This window comes from Nocardia sp. NBC_01499, from assembly GCF_045040275.1.
GTDB lineage: Bacteria > Actinomycetota > Actinomycetes > Mycobacteriales > Mycobacteriaceae > Nocardia.
Genome location: NZ_CP109426.1, coordinates 8683179 through 8699727 on the forward strand (window position 1 = coordinate 8683179; position 16549 = coordinate 8699727).

Sequence of the window (16549 nt, forward strand, 5' to 3'; positions counted from 1 at the left end):
TGCGCGGCTTCACTGATCCGGGACGGGACCGTCGTTCGGCCCAGGCTGGATGACGTCGAGTTGCTCGGGAAGTAGCGGCACTACACCGAATCGACCGGCAACGGCGTCGGCAGGCAGCGCCTCGACCGCACGGATTCCGTTCTGGGAGGAGAGCTTTCGTAGACAATCGAGGGGCCCGCGCAGAACAAGCCCAACGGTGCATGCGCAACCGGAGCGCAGCCGGGCAGCCGACAGCGCGGTGACCCGCGTGGCACGTTCGTCCGGCGCGGACCGGGGCAGCAGCCATGCCGCCGACTCCGCGGAGTCGATCGCCGCCGCATCGCCAGCGGGGACGGGCACCGCGACCAACGGGGTTTGCACCCGAGGTATCGGAACCTGGTACAGCACTTGCGCTATCCGCATACCCGCGCTGTGCGGCGGGATCTGTTCCGGCACAAGTGGTTCGGTGAACGACACCAGCGCCCAGTGCTCGGCGGCATCCATGCCGCCGAGTGAATCACGGGCTCGCGCAAGGTAATCCGCGACCTGCTCGCCCTGCTCCGGCCCGAGTCGATCGGTGAACACCCCCGCTTTACGAGGCGGGTTCAGTACACCCAGCAGCACAATGAAAACGACCAGCGCGACAGCCGCCGCCCCGAGGACGAGTCGACCAAAGGGCAGCGTCCGCCGGTCAGGCATTGCGCAGGACGTCCAGCGCGTGCTTCAGATCGTCGGGGTAGTCGCTGGTGATCTCCAGCCAGCGGCCGTCCGCGGGATGGTTGAAACCGAGCGAACGGGCATGCAGCCATTGCCTTTCCAGGCCGAGGCGCTGAGCGAGACGCGGGTCGGCGCCGTAGGTGAGGTCGCCGCAGCAAGGGTGCCTGATCGCGGAGAAGTGCACCCGGATCTGGTGGGTGCGACCGGTTTCCAGATGGATGTCGAGCAGGCTCGCGGCCTGGAACGCCTCGACGGTGTCGTAGTGCGTGACGCTGGGGCGTCCGTCGGCGGTGACCGCGAACTTCCAGTCGTTGCCGCGGGCCCGCCCGATCGGTGCGTCGATGGTGCCGCTACTCGGGTCCGGATGTCCTTGCACCAGTGCGTGATACCGCTTGGCCACGGTGCGCTGCTTGAACGCGCGCTTGAGCACCGTGTACGCGTGCTCGGACTGCGCGACCACCATCACCCCGGAGGTGCCGACGTCGAGCCGGTGCACGATGCCCTGGCGCTCGTGCGCGCCGGAGGTGGAGATGCGATACCCCGCCGCGGCAAGCCCGCCGATCACCGTCGGCCCGGTCCAGCCGACGCCGGTGTGCGCCGCGACGCCGACCGGCTTGTCCACCGCGACGATGTCGTCGTCGGCGTAGAGGATCCGCATCCCCTCCACCGGCCTGACCTCGATCGACAGCTCCCGCTTCGGTTCAGGGAAGATCACCTCCAGCCAGGCGCCCGCGGCGAGCCGATCGGACTTGCCCGCCGCGATGCCGTCGAGCTGCACCGAGCCTTCCTCGGCGAGCGCGGCGACGGCCGTCCTGGACAGGCCGAGCAGCCGGGACAGGCCCGCGTCGACCCGCATGCCGTCGAGCCCGTCGGGAACGGGCATGGTTCGTGTTTCCCTCATGCAGTGTTCCCCTCGCTGGTGGTCTTGTGCACAGTGGTGTCGGTCGCGTCGTCGGTCTCGGGCTCGCCGCGCCCGGTGCGCGTCCCGTTCGGCTCGAAGCCGAACACGGTCAACGCCACGAGCAGGATCGCGCCGCAGACGATCGACGAATCCGCCACGTTGAACACCGGCCACCAGCCGATCGCGATGAAGTCGACCACGTGCCCCTGCAACGGCCCCGGCGCACGGAACAGCCGGTCGACCAGATTGCCGAGCGCGCCGCCGAGCACCATGCCGAGCCCGATCGCCCACCACAGCGACCGCAGCGTGCGCCCGATCCGGATCACCCCGATCACCACGGCGGCCGCGACCAAGGTCAGCAGCCAGGTCATGCCGGTCGCCATCGAGAAGGCCGCGCCGGGATTGCGCACCAGGCTGAACCGCGCGAAGTCACCGATGATCGACACCGGCTCGCCCGGCTTCAGGTTCGCGACGACGATGCATTTGGTGAGTAGGTCGAGTCCGAGCAGGACGGCCGCGATGGCGAGCAGAGTCCGCAGCCGCTGCGGCGGAGTCGCTGGTGTCGCCTCCTCGGCGGTGTTCGCTGGGTTCTCCTCGGGCGGCGGGTCATCACTCACACGCACCATCATCTCTCGAGGTACCCGACACCTTGTGCGGTGGTCACCCGCAAGTCCCAGCTGACACTCAGGAACCGGTCGTACCCTGACACTCGTGACGGTGTTGTCTTCCCCCCACATCCCTCGGTTCGCGCGGTCGGGTGTGTTGCTGATAGTGCTCGCGGTCGGCCTGACCGCGTTCGGAACCGGCTGCAGCGGTGGTACCGAGTCGCGCTCGGAGACCGATACCACCGAGCCGCTCGGCATCGGCAAAAGGGTGACCGTGCCGATCCCCGCCGTGATCACCACCATCGTCTCGCCCGGCGACGAGCCGCGCTCGTTGCTGCGCCGCGACTACCCGGCGGGCACCACGCAGCAGGTGACGCTGAATACCTCGCATCGCATCGCCCAGCAGATCAACGATCAACCCGCGCGCGACTTCTCCGCGCCCGCCCTGTCGATCCCGATGACCGCGCAGACCGACGCCGAAGGCATCGATCTGACGCTCGGCACCGTCACCACGCCGGACCCGACGCTGGCCAAGGCGTTCACCAAGTCCGGCGGTTCGCACGCCGGATTCGACCTGAGCGACTTCGGCGCCATCACCGCGCTGCGGCTCGAACCGGCGCCTGATACCTCCAACCCGGCGAGGGCCGCGCTGGAACAGGCCTTCTATCAGGCGGTTTACCGTTCGATCGCGTTTCCTGATCAGCCGGTCGGCGAGGGCGCGGTCTGGACGGTGCAGCAGGAGATCACCGGCGGGGTCACGCTCGAACAGGTGACAACGGCGACGCTGACCAAGCGCGACGGTGACCGGCTGACCATCGAGCTCGATGTCACCCAGCAGCCGAAGTCCGCGGAGTGGAACCTGCCCAACAACGCGGGCAAGCTCGACATCGAGGATTACGTCATGCAGGGCAACGGCACCATCACCGTCGATCTCGGGTTGCCGCTGCCCGTCTCCGGGTCCATCACGGTCGGCGGCCATCAGGGCTACCGCGATCCGCGCAGCGCGAGCGTGCTGCAGCAGACGATCGACACGCAGGTGTCGTGGACGGAGTGATCCGCGGGCGCGCCCTATTGCTCGTCGCCGCGACCACCGCGCTCGTCGCCGCGTGCGGATCGCCGAAATCGGCGGCCCCGGCCGCGCCGGAGCTGCCACCACTCGGTCCCGTCGCGGCCGCCGCGCCGGTGACCGGATCGCCGATCGCCGATGCCGACCGGTTGCACGATCAACTGCTGACCAATACGAATCTGCCGCCGAACTTCACCCTGCTGCCCGCGCGGGCCGAGACGCCCGCCGACGCGCAGGGCTCGCCGACCGATCCGGCGGAATGCGTGAAAGTCCTCACGCCGCTAGGTGAGCAGCTGCCGGGCGCGCTGACCAAGTCGTCGGTTCAATACTCGGGCCCGAACTTCTCCAGCATCGATATCGACGCGGCGAGTTACCGGGATGACGCGGTGGCGCCCGCGTTTTCGGACGTGCAGGCGACCTTGCGGCGCTGCGCCCACTATTCCGGTACCGATGCCACCGGTATCCATGTCGATTACCGAGTCGGCGGGCTCGCGCAGCCGAAGGCCGGTGACGCGCTTGCCGCCTTTCAGGTGCGCACCACCAGCGAAGGGCTGACGCTGAATTCGTCGGTCGCGATCGTCCAGGTCGGTAACACGCTGGCGCAGGTCGCGGTGACCGCGCCGGAGTCGGTCGATGCGGGGGTACTCAGCGATCTCACCGCCGCGCAGGTGCGTCGGCTGCAAGGTGTTGTTGGGCCTTGATCCGCTAGCCTGGCACTACCGAATCACCAACAACCCGAACAGCTTTAGCCGCTAGAGGTTTGGGCGCCGGACCACGGGCGACCGAGCCGTCCAGGTGGTATTTGCTGCCGTGGCACGGGCAGTTGATGGTGCCGCCGGATACCGAGGTGACCGTGCAACCGGCGTGCGTGCAGGTCGAGGACAGGCCGACGAAGGTTCCGGCGCTCGGCTGGGTCACCACGGTGTCGCCGACGATCACCCCGCCGCCGACGGGGATGTCGGCGGTCTTGGCGAGCGCGGTTCCGGCGGGCTGATCCGCGCTCGCCGGTGTGGGATTCGGTGCGGGAGTGGCGTTTTCCTTGCCGTAGGTGGCGCATGCGGTCAGCGCCGCCGCCGCGACAACAATGCCAGCGCCGGCCGCGACAGCGGTGCGACGGGTGCAGACCGATTCGTCGATGGTCATGCCGATCTCCGATCAGAAAGTGAGGCCGTTGGTGTGGAAGAACCAGAGTGATGAGGTGAGCCAGAGGCCGGTGATCCCGGCAAGGACCAGGCCGCCCGCGACCGGAATGACCCAGCCGGGCAGCCCTTTTCGAGTAAGTAGCAGCATCTTGGTGACGAACGCGCCGTAAAAAAAGCAGCCGACCAGCGAATGCAGCAGCACTCGCGTGTCGTACTGCTGAAAACCCAAGGCGAACAGGCAGTGCACCGCGACCGGGACGCTCACCAGCACGGCCAGCCTGCCCGACCAGACGTGCGCGGCACCGATCCAGGACGGCGCGCGAACCGGCAGCTTGCCGTATATCGCCAGCGCCGAGACGAATTGGCCGAGGGCGAGCACGAATGCGACGGTCGCCAACCAGGTCTTGACCACCAGCGGACTGGAGAAGCCCGCGACATTGACCGAATAGCCGGACGGCTCATGGGTTTTGGCGTAGACACCGAGCAGCACCGAGACCGCGGCGCCGATCAGCACCGGGATCGCGATGGCCGCCGCGGCCCGTGGCCGCCCGGGCGTCGTCTCTCGCTCAGCCGACACTGTCACCACCACTTACCTTGTTCGCAGTTATCTTCTTGCCGTTGACGATTGCCGTCGCGTCGGGTGCCAGGGCGGGGGCAGGAGAGGTCGCGCCGTCGGTGCCACGCTGCACACCGGTGACATTGCCGTTCGCGTCGACGATCCAGCTCTGCCTGACGCCGCCCGCGTTGTAGACATAGAGTCCGGCGGGCGACTGCACCGGCGCGGCGGTGAAGTCCCACTGCTTGGGGCCGAGCCACAGTGTCCCGGTGACCACCTTGCCGTCGAAGCGGCCGTCAAGTCTGGCGTCGTTCTTGCCGGTCAGCTGCAGTGCGCCAGTGCCCGCGCCGCCCCGCAGCCACGACTCGACCGCCTTCCCGTCGCAGACATAGGCGATCGCCTTGTCACCCGCGACAGTGATCGAGAGAGCGAGCGGAGCACCGGACACCAGCGGAATGTGGCCGACATAATCCGCTTTCGCCGGAAACTGCGCCGGAGCGGTGGTCGTCGGTGCTACGGCGCTGGTCGTCACCACCGGCGTATTCGATTTCGCCACCGCCGGTTCGGTCTCTTCGGACATATTGACTACGAGCAGCACAATGCCGAGCACGGCCACCGCTGCCAAGGTGAGCCACGGCCCGAGACGTTTCATGCGATCTCCGCTCTTCGCATGGGAAACGGGGCAGGGCACCCTGCGGTTCAAGCGGACATTCACGACAGCCTGGTATCGGCGTGTCGCGCCGCCTCGTCGGCGTGGATAGGCTCGGCCCGTTCGATGGCGGCGAGATACGGGAGGACTTGGGTGGCGGAGCAGACGGTTGACGGGCTGCGGTCCGAATTGCGGAAGCTGACCGTATTGAAGGGGACGGCACCGGAGTTCGATCCGTCGAGCGCGCCGGACAGTCCGATGGAGCTGTTCGGTGAGTGGTTCCTGCTGGCAGTCCGGTCGGGCGTGACCGAGCCGCACGCGATGACCCTGTCGACGGCCGACGCGGACGGGCGTCCGTCGGCACGGGTGCTGATTTTGAAGGATGTCGACAGCGCGGGTTGGCATTTCGCGATCAGCACGCTCAGCCGCAAGGGACGCGAGCTTGCCGCGCGACCGTTCGCCGCGTTGACGTTCTATTGGCCGGAGCTGGTCCGTCAGGTACGGGTCAGCGGCCCGGTAGTGGCGGATCCACCAGCTGTGGCCGCAGCCGACTTCCGTGCGCGGCCACCAGGTTCGCGGCAGATGGCGTTGACCCGTCGACAGAGCCAGCCCTTCAGCGATCCCGCGGAACTGGACGAGGCACTGGAACACGCTCACCAGGAACTGGCAGCGACCCCGAACCTCGTCCCCGACGAGTGGCTGTCCTATGCGGTCCGCCCCGAAGAAGTCGAGTTCTGGCAGGGCGACTCCCAGCGCCGCCACCAACGGCTCCGCTACTCCGCCGAGGGCGACTCCTGGTCACGAACACGATTGTGGCCCTGACCGTTCCGTCGGGCTGGCCATCTACACTCGCAGGGTATGGGGGTGCGCGCGGTCTTGTTCGACATCGGCGGGGTTCTCGAAATCACTTCGGATATGACCTTTGTCGGTGATTGGCTTCGCCGGCTCGGGCTTTCGATCGACGAGATCGGGCCGGAGCTGATCGATATCTGGGCGGCGGGTGAGCTCGGTACGGTCACCGAATCGCAAGTGCGCGAAGCGATCCGTACTGGTCTGGGAGTCGATGAGTCGGTCGCGACCGCGATACTCGCCGACATGTGGGAGCAGTATCTCGGGGTCGCTAACACGGAGCTGATCGAATACCTCGCTGGATTGCGTCCGCGGTATCGGACCGGTCTGTTGAGCAACAGTTTCGCCGGGGCGCTTACGGTTTCGAGGAACTGGTCGACGACATCGTGTACTCCCATGAGGTCGGCATGGCTAAACCCGACCCCCAGATCTACCTCCTAGCGTGCACCCGCCTGAACGTCGCCCCCAGCGAGGCGGCATTCATCGACGACTCAGAGATCGCGGTAGCAGGAGCGGAGTCCGTGGGGATCACCGCGATCCGCCACGTGAGCAACGCGGCGACGATCTCGGCGTTGCACACGCCGCTGTCGAAATCGTAGGTTGCTGGACATTTCCCATCCGACAGTAGCAAGACGCTATCGTCATGGCATGAACGCGCTGACCGGCCGGGACTTGCGAAACGCACGACGGAAGCGGTGGATTCCCGCGGCTGAGATCGTCCGGGAGCTGATTCGTCTCGGCCCTGACACCACGAACTCGCGTGATGAGTTGCGAGCAATGTTGTACGAGACAACGGACGACTCGCGTTGGTGAGCCACGTTCCGATCAATGACGTAGCAGAGTTGGCGGCAGACCCGGCCCCCCTCAACGTTGCGGTGGCAGGGTCTGCCGTTATGGGGTTACCCGTTGGTGATTGGTTGGGAAACCTTGGGATTTGAAGTTGTGTGGGGGGCTGGGGAATTCAGCAGGATTGGTTTGGGGGTGTCAGGTGGTGGGCCAGGAGGAAGCGCATCAGGTTGCGTTGGATTTCGATGCCGTGATCCTGCTGTACCAGGGCCGCGCCGATTGCGTGTTCGGCGAGTAGGGGTGTGGTGAATTGGGCGAGTTCGCAGCCGCGGGGGCTGGCGTAGTGCTCGATGGTGAGGGGGATCGGTACGCCAGGGCCGAGGGCGAGGACCTGTAGATCGGTCGGAATCGACGGTGCCGAACCGGGATCGGCGAGGTTGTCGGCGGCGCGCCACTGGGCGAGGTTGGCTCGGCCGATCACGATGTTGCTGATCTCGTCGAAAAGGGTTTGCAGGAAGTAGGTCGGCATCGGGCGGGCGCGCGGGCCCATCGCGTCGATGATGACCTGGCCGTCTGGCTGAGTGAGGTACGGTGCGCCCGCCATGGGGGCGATCGCCGCGTAGAGGTCGGGGTAGGTGGCGCCGAGGATGGTGGTTGTCGCGCCGCCTGCGGAGTATCCGCCGAGGTAGACGCGGGAGCGATCGAGGTGGAACTCATCGATCAGCGCGGTGGTGATGCCCGCGATGATGGACGGCTCGCCCTCGCCGCGTCGCTGATTCCCGGGTTTGTCCCAGTTCCAGCACAGTTCCTTGTTCGCCGCCGGATCCTGCAGCGGATAGGCGAGCACGAAACCCATTTCGTCGGCGACCCGGGTGAGCGAGAAGCCGGTCGGCTGCGGATGGTCGATCGGATCGTCGCAGCCGTGCAGGTACACCATCAGCGGCTTACCCGCGGCCGCGCCGGGCGGCACATGCAGGTAGTAACAGCGGGTACCCGCGCCATTCGTGAAGCAGCGCTTGTCGATCTGAGCTTGCGCCCCCGGCGCGCCGGACAGCAGACAGGCGGCGAACAGCAGGAAGACGGCGAAGAGGCGAAGCACGGTGACTCGCACACCGTGAGCGTAACCACCCGCCGAACTTCGCACATGCCCTAGATTCCCTGGGCGACGGACCCGTCCCCTCATCGCCATTACGGGTGGCCGGGTCCGTCGCGGTGCGGGGGCTACCCGCGGGCGATGGGGCTGATCTCGTGCGACACCGCGGCTTTCAGCTCGTCGACCACCTTCGCCGAGATACCGGGCAGCGCGCCCATCGCCGCACCCGGCTTGGTCGCGGTGACACCGGGCAGCGGGGAGATCATGATGACGCCGGTCTCGGTCTGCCACCAGGTGGTATCGGTGGTCACGCGATTTCTCAATGCACCACTGCTCTTTCGGCGCCGACACCGGTGAGCGAACGGACCTCCATCTCGGCGGCCTTGGCCGGGTTCTCGTCGGCCTTGCCGAGGAAGGTCCCGACCACGCCGAGCACGAAAGCCAGTGGGATGGAAACGATTCCGGGGTTCGACAGCGGGAACCAGTCGAAATCGGAACCGGGCAGCATCGAGGTCGGAGTGCCGGAAACGGCGGGGGAGAACACGATCAGCACGATGGTCGATATCAGACCGCCGTACATGCTGAACAGCGCGCCGGTGGTGTTGAACCGTTTCCAGAACAGCGAGTACAGGATCGTCGGCAGGTTCGCCGCCGCCGCCACCGCGAACGCCAGCGCGACGAGGAACGCGATGTTCTGCCCGTTGGCGAGGATGCCGAGGCCGATCGCGATCGCGCCGATCACCACCGCGGTGATTCGGGACACCCGCACCTGCTTGGCGTCATCGACCTTGCCGCGCTTGATGACTCCGGCGTAGATGTCGTGCGCGAACGAGGTCGCCGCGGTGATGGTGAGCCCGGCGACCACCGCGAGGATGGTGGCGAACGCGACCGCGGAGATGACACCGAGCAGGACTACGCCGCCGAGCTCGAACGCGAGCAGCGGTGCCGCGGAGTTCTGTCCGCCCGCCGCGGCGAGGATCCGGTCCGGTCCGACGATCGCGGCCGCACCATAGCCGAGCACCAGGGTGAACAGGTAGAACGCGCCGATCAGTCCGATCGCCCATACGACTGATCGGCGCGCCTCCTTCGCGGTCGGCACGGTGTAGAAGCGCATCAGCACGTGCGGGAGACCCGCGGTGCCGAGCACCAGCGCCAAACCGAGAGACAGGAAGTTCAGTTTCGAGGTGGAGTTGCCGCCGTACTGCGCGCCGGGCGCGAGCACGTCACGGGCGGCAACACCCTTGGTCTTCGCACCGGACACGTGCTCCTGGGCCGAGCCGAGAATGTCGGACAGGTTGAAGCCGAACTTGGCGAACACCATGACCGTCATCAGCGCCGCGCCGACGATCAGCAGCACGGCCTTGATGATCTGCACCCACGTGGTGCCCTTCATGCCGCCGACCAGCACATACACGATCATCAGCACGCCGACCACGGCGATGACGATGGACTGCCCGGTCTTGTCGGAGATGTCGAGCAGCAGCGCGACCAGGCCACCGGCACCGGCCATCTGCGCGAGCAGATAGAACAGCGACACCGCGAGGGTGGTCAATGCCGCGGCAGTGCGCACGGGGCCTTGCTTGAGCCGGAAGCTCAGCACATCGGCCATGGTGAATTTGCCGGTGTTCCTGAGCATTTCGGCGACAAGCAGCAGCGCGACGAGCCACGCGACCAGGAACCCGATGGAGTACAGGAAACCGTCGTAGCCGTATACGGCGATGGCACCCGCGATGCCGAGAAAGCTTGCGGCGGAAAGATAGTCGCCCGCGATGGCGATGCCGTTCTGCGGGCCGGAGAAGCCGCGCCCGCCGGTGAAGAAGTCGGCGGCGGTGGCATTGTTGCGGCTGGCCCGGATGACGACGACCATGGTGATCGCGACGAAGACCGCGAAGATGGCGATATTGGCCGTCGGGTTGCCGACGGTCGCGCCTGCGGCGTAGGTGCTGACGTGATTCACGCCTGGCCTCCCTCGAGCTTGCCGCGGATGGCCGCCGCGCGCGGATCCAGTTCCCGGTTGGCGAATCGGACGTAGAGCGCGGTGATGGCGAAGGTGGAGACGAATTGCCCGAGGCCGAGCAGCAATCCGAGGTTGATGTTGCCGAAGACCTTGTGCGCCATGAAGTCGTGCGCGTAGGCGCCGAGCACCACATAGCTGAGATACCACAGCAGGAACAGTGCGGTCATCGGAAATACGAAGCGGCGCAGGCGGGTTCGTAACTCTTGAAAGTCCGGGCTGGCCTGTACTTCGATGAATTCGGCTGCACTCGGCGTGCGCCGTGGGGCGGTGCCGTCGAGTTCTGTACTTGTCATGGTCGTCCTAGCTTGTGACATGGCTTACTTGCTCAGCACCGTAGCCATGGCCGCATGAGGAAATGATGATGTGGCGTGGGTCACTCCGGGAAGGTGGCCGATTGTGCGGTGAACGGTTGCTTCGACGCGACGAACGGTCGAGGGTAGCTCTCAGTTCGAGTGCAGGTCGCGTTCGCGGTCGGCGCCCATGCCGAGCCGCTCGGGCGCGTGCATGCGGACGAACACGCGGCCGACCCGTCGCGTGCCAGGGCCCTGAGTCACCTTGCTGACCAGCAGCATTGCCGCGAACGCCAGCGGAACACTGATCGCTGCCGGATAGCCGAGCAGCGCGGCGGGCCACCCGCCCGCGACCTCGTCGGACAGCCCACCGGTCACCGAGACCACCGTCGCCCCACCGGCCACCAGTCCACCGGCGATCAGCCCGGCCGCCGCGCCCGCCGCGGTGAGTCCGCGCCACCAGATGCCGAGGACCAGCAGCGGGCACAGGGTCGAGGCGGCCACCGAGAACGCGAGACCGACCGTGCGCGACAGATCGAGCGAGGCCACTGTGAGCGAAAGGGCAAGCGGCACAACACCAGCCACCAAGGCCGCCGCCCGGAAATCGCGAATCCGCCCACGCAGCATGTCGGTACTCAGCACGCCCGCGATGCTCACCAGCAATCCCGACGAGGTGGAAAGGAACGCCGCGATCGCGCCGGCCGCCACCAGCGCGGCCAGCAATTGCCCCGGTAGTCCGCCGACCACCGAACCGGGCAGCAGCACCACCGCGGCATCGGAGGTCCCGGTGATCAACAGCTGCGGCACATACAGTCGCGCGAAAGCCCCTAGCAGCACGGGGAATAGGTAGAACAGCCCGACAAGTCCGATCACCGCCACCGCCGTCGCGCGCGCGGCCCGGCCGTCCGGGTTCGTATAAAAGCGCACCAGCACATGCGGCAATCCCATGGTGCCAAGGAAGGTCGCGATGATCAGCGAATACACCTGATACGTCGGATGCGCGCCGCCGAAGCCGCCGCCGGGCTCCAGCCAGCCCGCGCCGTCCGCGGGTGCACCGGCCACCACCGGCACCGTGGCGCCCGCCGCCAGCGTCAGCTCGGTGCCCGCGGACAGCTCGTGCGGGCCAGGGGTAAGCAGCACGTGACCGTTCACCGACTGGTCGTCGAGCGTGCCGGTGATCGAAACCTGTTGTGCCGCAGCGACCTGCACCACCACGTCGGTGCGAATGTCCACCACCGTGCGCTCGCTGACCACCGGGGGAGCTGGCGCGCCGAGTTGCTGGTCCTCAGCGAGGAAATGGCCGAGCAGTACCAGCGCCGGAATCGCCACCGCCGTCAACTTCAGCCAGTACTGGAAGGCCTGGACCAGCGTGATCGACCGCATCCCGCCGCCAGCCACATTCGCGATCACGATGGTCCCCACCGCCGCCGCCCCCACCCATTCGGGCACGCCGAGCAGCGTATGCAACGTCAGCCCGGCCCCTTGGAACTGCGGAATCAGATACACCGCGCACACAACCACCACCACGGTCGCGGCCAGCCTGCGCAATCGCACCGAGCCCAAACGGAATTCGGCGAAGTCGGGCACCGTATAGGCGCCGGACCGCCGCAGCGGCGCCGCGACGAAAAGCAACAGCGAAAGGTATCCTGCGGTGAAACCCACCGGATACCACAGCGCATCCGCACCGTACTTCGCGATCAATCCGGCAACGCCCAGAAACGAAGCGGCCGAAAGGTACTCGCCAGAGATAGCGGCCGCGTTCCACCCGGACCTGACACTGCGTGAGGCAACGAGGAAGTCAGACGTGGTGCGCGCCAAGCGAACTCCGTACGCACCGATCGCGACGGTGGCCGTCGCGGCGAGCAGCACGGCGAGCACCGTCAACACCGGCACCGACCCCGCGGTCACCGAGCGCCTCCCCAGCATGTCGCCAGCGCGACCCTGGACCCGGCACCACGCGGCGCACCGTTTGGCCTCCTGCGTGTGGATGTTCTGTGCGGGGCGAGGGAAACCGCGCGCGGTAGGCAAGACGACCTGCGGCGAGCGATGGTGGCGGCCGCGGGATCACTGCGGGGTGCGACGACCAAGGTGCGTGGCGCGTACGGCGGTGGGTCCACAGTGGCTTCTGTTGCAGCGCAGGCGCGCACGTCAATCCTCGGCCAGGTCGAGGAAGTCCTGCTCGTTGCGCTCGGCCAAGCGGACGTACAGCCGTCCGACGAGATACAGCAGTGGGTAGACCACGACGCCGAGTAGGAGCCACGGCAGGCGGATGCCGAACACGATCACGGAGCCCACCGAGCCGATCCCGAAAAGGACAGGCAGCGAGCACAATACGACGACCATCACCAATCCAAGCCGCAGCGCGAGCCCGAGCTGAGCGCGGATCAGCCCGCCGATCAACGCCTCGCCGATCTCGGTCTGCTCGACCACCTCCCTCCGCGTGCGCACCCGCCGCGCGCCACGCCGCTCCGACAGCACCACGCGCTGCCTGGCCGGACGGTGCTGCGGTCCGGTCACTGGCCGGTCCACTGCTGCCGGGGTCCGTGCACCAGACGCTGTTTCAGCTCGCGCACCTGTCGGCGGCTGACCGGCAATTCCACCGCCGCGGCATTACCGTCGGCGCGCAGGCACACCACCGTGCCGGTACCGACCGTGCGCAGGCCCGTCACCAGCCGCAGCGCGACCAGGTAAGACCGGTGCACCCGGAGGAATCCCGCGCCCTGCCACCGGGACTCCAACGCGGACAACGGAATCCGCACCAGGTGCGATCCACCGCTGGTGTGCAGCCGCGCGTAGTCGCCGTCCGCCTCCACCCAGCTGACGCTCGCCCGGGACACCAGCGTGGTCACGCCACCTAGCTCAACCGGAATGACCTCACTCGGATCCGCCCGCGGCCCATCGACAACGGGAGCCGGTGTGGCGCGAGTAGCGACGATCCGGCGGACCGCCTCGGCAAGTCGCGCCTCGCGCAACGGCTTCAGCAGGTAGTCCACCGCGCCGAGGTCGAAGGCCGCCACCGCCCGATCATCGTGTGCGGTCACGAAAACCACCGCGGGCGGACTCGCGAATTCCGACAGAATCCCCGCCAACTCCATCCCATCCAGCCCGGGCATATTGATATCCAGAAACACCGCATCGACCGGATGCGCCCGCAACACCCGCAGCGCCGTGGTCGCGTCAGCCGCAGCATGGATCTCCCCGACCCCGGGCTGCGCGCGCAACAGATACACCAGCTCATCCAGAGCAGGCTGCTCATCATCAACGGCCAGCACCCGCAAGGCACCGCCCGCGCTACCGGTGGTCCGCGTCACAATCGCTCCATCGTAAGCATTCACCGCCGAGCCGTGAGCTCACGCCTGGATGCCCGCGCGGAATTTGGGGACGCGGAGGGAGACCTTGGTGCCCGCGCCGGGGGCGGTTTCGACGACGAGTCCGTAGTCGTTGCCGAAGGCGGCGCGCAGGCGGTCGTCGACGTTGGCGAGGCCGACGTGCGCTGACTCGCCGGAACTTGCTGGGCCGCTTCCGGTTTCGATGGCGTCGAGGGCGCCGGAGCGGAGTAGTTCTGGGTCCATGCCGACGCCGTCGTCTTCGACGCTGATCAGGCAGTCGGTGCCCGCGTCGGTGGCGGTGATGCTCACGGTGCCGCCACGGGTGGCGCCGGCGAGGCTGTGCCGGACCGCGTTTTCCACCAGGGGTTGCAGCGCGAGGAACGGCAGCACGACGCCGAGGACCTCCGGCGCGATCTGCAGGCGCACGTCCAGGGCGTCGCCGAAGCGGGCGCGCTCCAGGGCGAGGTAGCGCTCGATATTGCGCAATTCGTCGGCCAGCACGGTGAATTCGCCCGCGGCGCGGAACGAGTAGCGGGTGAAGTCGGCGAATTCGAGGATCAGTTCGCGGGCCCGATCCGGGTCGGTGCGCACGAACGAGGCGATGGTGTTGAGCGCGTTGTAGATGAAATGCGGGCTGATCTGGGCGCGCAACGCCCGTACCTCGGCGCGGTCGAGGCGGGCCCGCGAGGCGTCGAGCTCGGCCAATTCCAGCTGGCCGCAGGCATATCGAGCCACCTCGGCCACCGCGCCGAGCCACCCGGGCCCCGGCTGACCGCTGGTAACCACGCCGATCGCCCCGGCCACCCCGGTGCTGTCGATCAACAGCGGCTGAGCAATCAGCGTGCGCCCCGCATGCTCACCACTGCCAGGCCCGGCGACCAGCACCGGCCGCTCACCCGCGACGGCCCGCTTGGCCGCCTCGGTGAAGTGCTCCGCGAGTTCGGCATGCGGCCCATCCCAGGCAAGCAGCGTGCCGTCCGGATCGGCAACGCCCAGCGCCTCGGCCCCGGTGAGCACCCGCAGATGCGGAGCGGACTCCTGCGCCGACCGCGCGGTAAGCCCGCGCCGCAACGGAATAGCCGCCAGCGAAGCCGTATGCAGCGCCGAATGCACCGCCCGCTCGGCAGGCGTGGTCACCACCCGGCGAGTCCGCGGCCAAATGACCAATGCCCCCGCGATCAACGCCGCCGAGACAACCAAGGCGACAACGGTAGTCGTCATCGTGGTCCCGGAAACCAGCACACCGGCAGCGCATTCATGCGCTGATTATCGCGTTCACTCGCCGCGCGTCAGTGGATTCGCCGTGCGATGAGGGGAGTAGCCCCAGACTTGGCGTGGGACCGGACCGCCGGGGTCATTGGCGGAGCCAGTAAGGAGCGAGCGCAGCCTGTCGAGCGCCGCCTGAGACTGGCCAGTAGGGGAGGTCCGTGCGTGGCGCCCACGCATAGCTGGAGGCCGTGGGTGGTTGGGCGATCCCGCGTGGCTGAAAGTCCGTGCGTGGGTGGAGGTACACGGATGAGACGCGCACCGGTCTGGGTGACGATCTCTCGACCGAAGTGAACTTGGAGGTCCGCTTATCCCTGGTAGTGGTCGACCGTGAAATCGACCGAGCCGGGCTCGGGGGTGTGTGCCGCGCCGACGGTCATGGTGCCGGTGAAGTGGCCGATGCCCGGGTGGAACAGGGCGGAGTAGCCGCTGTTGCCCCAGTATCCGGGCCCGTGCGCGGTCACCGTGAAGGCGCCTGTTTCGCCGGTTTCGACATTGCGCCAGTTCAGGGTGAGGGGCAGAGTGCAGTCGCCGACGCCGACCATGGTGGTCGCCACGCTGAACGCCGCGTGCTCCGGATAGGCGTTGCTCGTGACGGCGGAGCTGACCTGCGCGACACAGAGTCCGTCGGTGAGCGAGTAGAAACTGTCGAACTGGTCGACGATTTGGGCTGTGGCAGGCGCCGAAGTGGCGACCATGGCTGCCACGGCGACGGCGGGTACGGCGGGAATGGCGAACAGTGCTCTGAGCGAATTCATCAACACCTCGGCAGGTTTGGGAACACTCGCGTCTGTCGTATCTCCGACTATGCCCCTTTCGCGGGCCCGATATCCCCGATTCGGTGCCCTCGATTCCAGGGGCAGCCGCCTAGAGTTGAGCGATGACAGCCGGTTACTCCGGAACGCCGTTGGCCAAGAAATTGGGCATCAAGCCCGGCCATCGGGTCGTGCTGCGGCACTGTCCGCCGGGCTGGCAGATTCCCGAACTTCCAGCCGATGTCGAGGTCGTCAGTGCCGGAACTCCCGATGTGCTGCTCGCCTTCTATCGCACGCATGCCGACCTGGCCGACGAGGCGCCGAACCTGGCGGCCCACCTACCGCGCGGCAGCATGCTGTGGATCGCCTGGCCGCGCAAGGCGGGCGGACACGCCAGCGACATCGCCGAGAACGACCTTCGAGAGCTGTTGCTGCCGATCGGCGTCGTGGATCTGAAGGTCGCCGCATTCGACAACGATTGGTCCGGACTGAAATTCGTCTGGCGGAAGAAAACTTGACCGTGTGTGTCGCTGGCGACTGCCGCGCGTC

Annotated in this window: 20 protein-coding genes; 5 read left to right on the forward strand and 15 right to left on the reverse strand. The window is 67.3% G+C overall.

The window, feature by feature from the left end:
* Positions 1-9: 9 nt before the first annotated feature.
* The 3 genes from OG203_RS39530 to lspA are packed head-to-tail and all read right to left on the reverse strand — an operon-like array spanning position 10 to position 2226.
* Positions 10-678 (reverse strand): hypothetical protein, encoded by a 669-nt coding sequence (locus OG203_RS39530; RefSeq protein ID WP_405162303.1) that lies wholly within the window; start codon positions 676-678, stop codon positions 10-12.
* Positions 671-1597, reverse strand: coding sequence for an RluA family pseudouridine synthase (locus tag OG203_RS39535; protein WP_405162304.1), 927 nt, complete (start codon positions 1595-1597; stop codon positions 671-673). Before OG203_RS39535 ends, OG203_RS39530 begins: the two co-directional genes overlap by 8 nt.
* Positions 1594-2226, reverse strand: a complete 633-nt coding sequence (lspA, locus tag OG203_RS39540; RefSeq protein WP_405162305.1) for a signal peptidase II — start codon at positions 2224-2226, stop codon at positions 1594-1596. The genes OG203_RS39535 and lspA overlap by 4 nt, the downstream gene beginning before the upstream one ends.
* A gap of 88 nt (positions 2227-2314) precedes the next feature.
* Here lspA and OG203_RS39545 point away from each other — a divergent pair, with 88 nt between their 5' ends.
* Together OG203_RS39545 and OG203_RS39550 are read left to right on the forward strand one after the other, a co-directional pair.
* On the forward strand, positions 2315-3256 hold the full coding sequence (locus OG203_RS39545) for a hypothetical protein (RefSeq protein ID WP_405168147.1): 942 nt from the start codon (positions 2315-2317) through the stop codon (positions 3254-3256).
* Positions 3244-3969, forward strand: coding sequence for a hypothetical protein (locus OG203_RS39550; protein ID WP_405162306.1), 726 nt, complete (start codon positions 3244-3246; stop codon positions 3967-3969). The genes OG203_RS39545 and OG203_RS39550 overlap by 13 nt, the downstream gene beginning before the upstream one ends.
* 4 nt (positions 3970-3973) lie before the next feature.
* On the opposite strand, the gene OG203_RS39555 is transcribed toward OG203_RS39550, so the two are convergent.
* The 3 genes from OG203_RS39555 to OG203_RS39565 are packed head-to-tail and all read right to left on the reverse strand — an operon-like array spanning position 3974 to position 5618.
* A complete protein-coding gene (locus OG203_RS39555; RefSeq protein WP_405162307.1) occupies positions 3974-4411 on the reverse strand; it encodes a ubiquinol-cytochrome c reductase iron-sulfur subunit in 438 nt (145 codons plus the stop codon).
* Between the two features lie 12 nt (positions 4412-4423).
* Positions 4424-4987 (reverse strand): DUF6529 family protein, encoded by a 564-nt coding sequence (locus OG203_RS39560; protein WP_405168148.1) that lies wholly within the window; start codon positions 4985-4987, stop codon positions 4424-4426.
* Positions 4977-5618: a hypothetical protein gene (locus OG203_RS39565; protein ID WP_405162308.1), complete on the reverse strand. Its 642-nt coding sequence runs from the start codon at positions 5616-5618 to the stop codon at positions 4977-4979. Before OG203_RS39565 ends, OG203_RS39560 begins: the two co-directional genes overlap by 11 nt.
* Positions 5619-5768: 150 nt before the next feature.
* On the opposite strand from OG203_RS39565, the gene OG203_RS39570 reads away from it, so the two are divergent.
* The gene (locus OG203_RS39570; protein WP_405162309.1) at positions 5769-6437 is read left to right on the forward strand and encodes a pyridoxal 5'-phosphate synthase; all 669 of its coding nucleotides are present in this window, start codon (positions 5769-5771) and stop codon (positions 6435-6437) included.
* A 329-nt stretch (positions 6438-6766) separates the two neighbouring features.
* Positions 6767-7063 (forward strand): HAD family hydrolase, encoded by a 297-nt coding sequence (locus tag OG203_RS39575; RefSeq protein WP_405168149.1) that lies wholly within the window; start codon positions 6767-6769, stop codon positions 7061-7063.
* A gap of 362 nt (positions 7064-7425) precedes the next feature.
* On the opposite strand, the gene OG203_RS39580 is transcribed toward OG203_RS39575, so the two are convergent.
* The 9 genes from OG203_RS39580 to OG203_RS39620 all read right to left on the reverse strand — a co-directional run bounded on the left by OG203_RS39580 (position 7426) and on the right by OG203_RS39620 (position 16003).
* Positions 7426-8361 (reverse strand): alpha/beta hydrolase family esterase, encoded by a 936-nt coding sequence (locus OG203_RS39580; protein WP_405162310.1) that lies wholly within the window; start codon positions 8359-8361, stop codon positions 7426-7428.
* 110 nt (positions 8362-8471) lie between these two features.
* The gene (locus OG203_RS39585; protein ID WP_405168208.1) at positions 8472-8654 is read right to left on the reverse strand and encodes a hypothetical protein; all 183 of its coding nucleotides are present in this window, start codon (positions 8652-8654) and stop codon (positions 8472-8474) included.
* An 8-nt stretch (positions 8655-8662) separates the two neighbouring features.
* The gene (locus OG203_RS39590; protein ID WP_405162311.1) at positions 8663-10300 is read right to left on the reverse strand and encodes a cation acetate symporter; all 1638 of its coding nucleotides are present in this window, start codon (positions 10298-10300) and stop codon (positions 8663-8665) included.
* The gene (locus tag OG203_RS39595) at positions 10297-10653 is read right to left on the reverse strand and encodes a DUF485 domain-containing protein (protein ID WP_405162312.1); all 357 of its coding nucleotides are present in this window, start codon (positions 10651-10653) and stop codon (positions 10297-10299) included. The genes OG203_RS39590 and OG203_RS39595 overlap by 4 nt, the downstream gene beginning before the upstream one ends.
* 150 nt (positions 10654-10803) lie before the next feature.
* Positions 10804-12558 carry a cation acetate symporter gene (locus OG203_RS39600; RefSeq protein WP_405162313.1) on the reverse strand — a complete coding sequence of 585 codons (1755 nt, stop codon included), beginning with the start codon at positions 12556-12558 and terminating at the stop codon, positions 10804-10806.
* 240 nt (positions 12559-12798) lie between these two features.
* Positions 12799-13167, reverse strand: coding sequence for a hypothetical protein (locus tag OG203_RS39605; protein WP_405162314.1), 369 nt, complete (start codon positions 13165-13167; stop codon positions 12799-12801).
* Positions 13164-13961: a LytR/AlgR family response regulator transcription factor gene (locus OG203_RS39610; protein ID WP_405162315.1), complete on the reverse strand. Its 798-nt coding sequence runs from the start codon at positions 13959-13961 to the stop codon at positions 13164-13166. The genes OG203_RS39605 and OG203_RS39610 overlap by 4 nt, the downstream gene beginning before the upstream one ends.
* Before the next feature lie 39 nt (positions 13962-14000).
* A complete protein-coding gene (locus OG203_RS39615; RefSeq protein WP_405162316.1) occupies positions 14001-15200 on the reverse strand; it encodes a sensor histidine kinase in 1200 nt (399 codons plus the stop codon).
* 353 nt (positions 15201-15553) lie between these two features.
* Positions 15554-16003, reverse strand: coding sequence for a hypothetical protein (locus tag OG203_RS39620; RefSeq protein WP_405162317.1), 450 nt, complete (start codon positions 16001-16003; stop codon positions 15554-15556).
* 122 nt (positions 16004-16125) lie between these two features.
* On the opposite strand from OG203_RS39620, the gene OG203_RS39625 reads away from it, so the two are divergent.
* Positions 16126-16518 carry a DUF3052 domain-containing protein gene (locus OG203_RS39625; RefSeq protein ID WP_405162318.1) on the forward strand — a complete coding sequence of 131 codons (393 nt, stop codon included), beginning with the start codon at positions 16126-16128 and terminating at the stop codon, positions 16516-16518.
* Positions 16519-16549 lie beyond the last annotated feature (31 nt).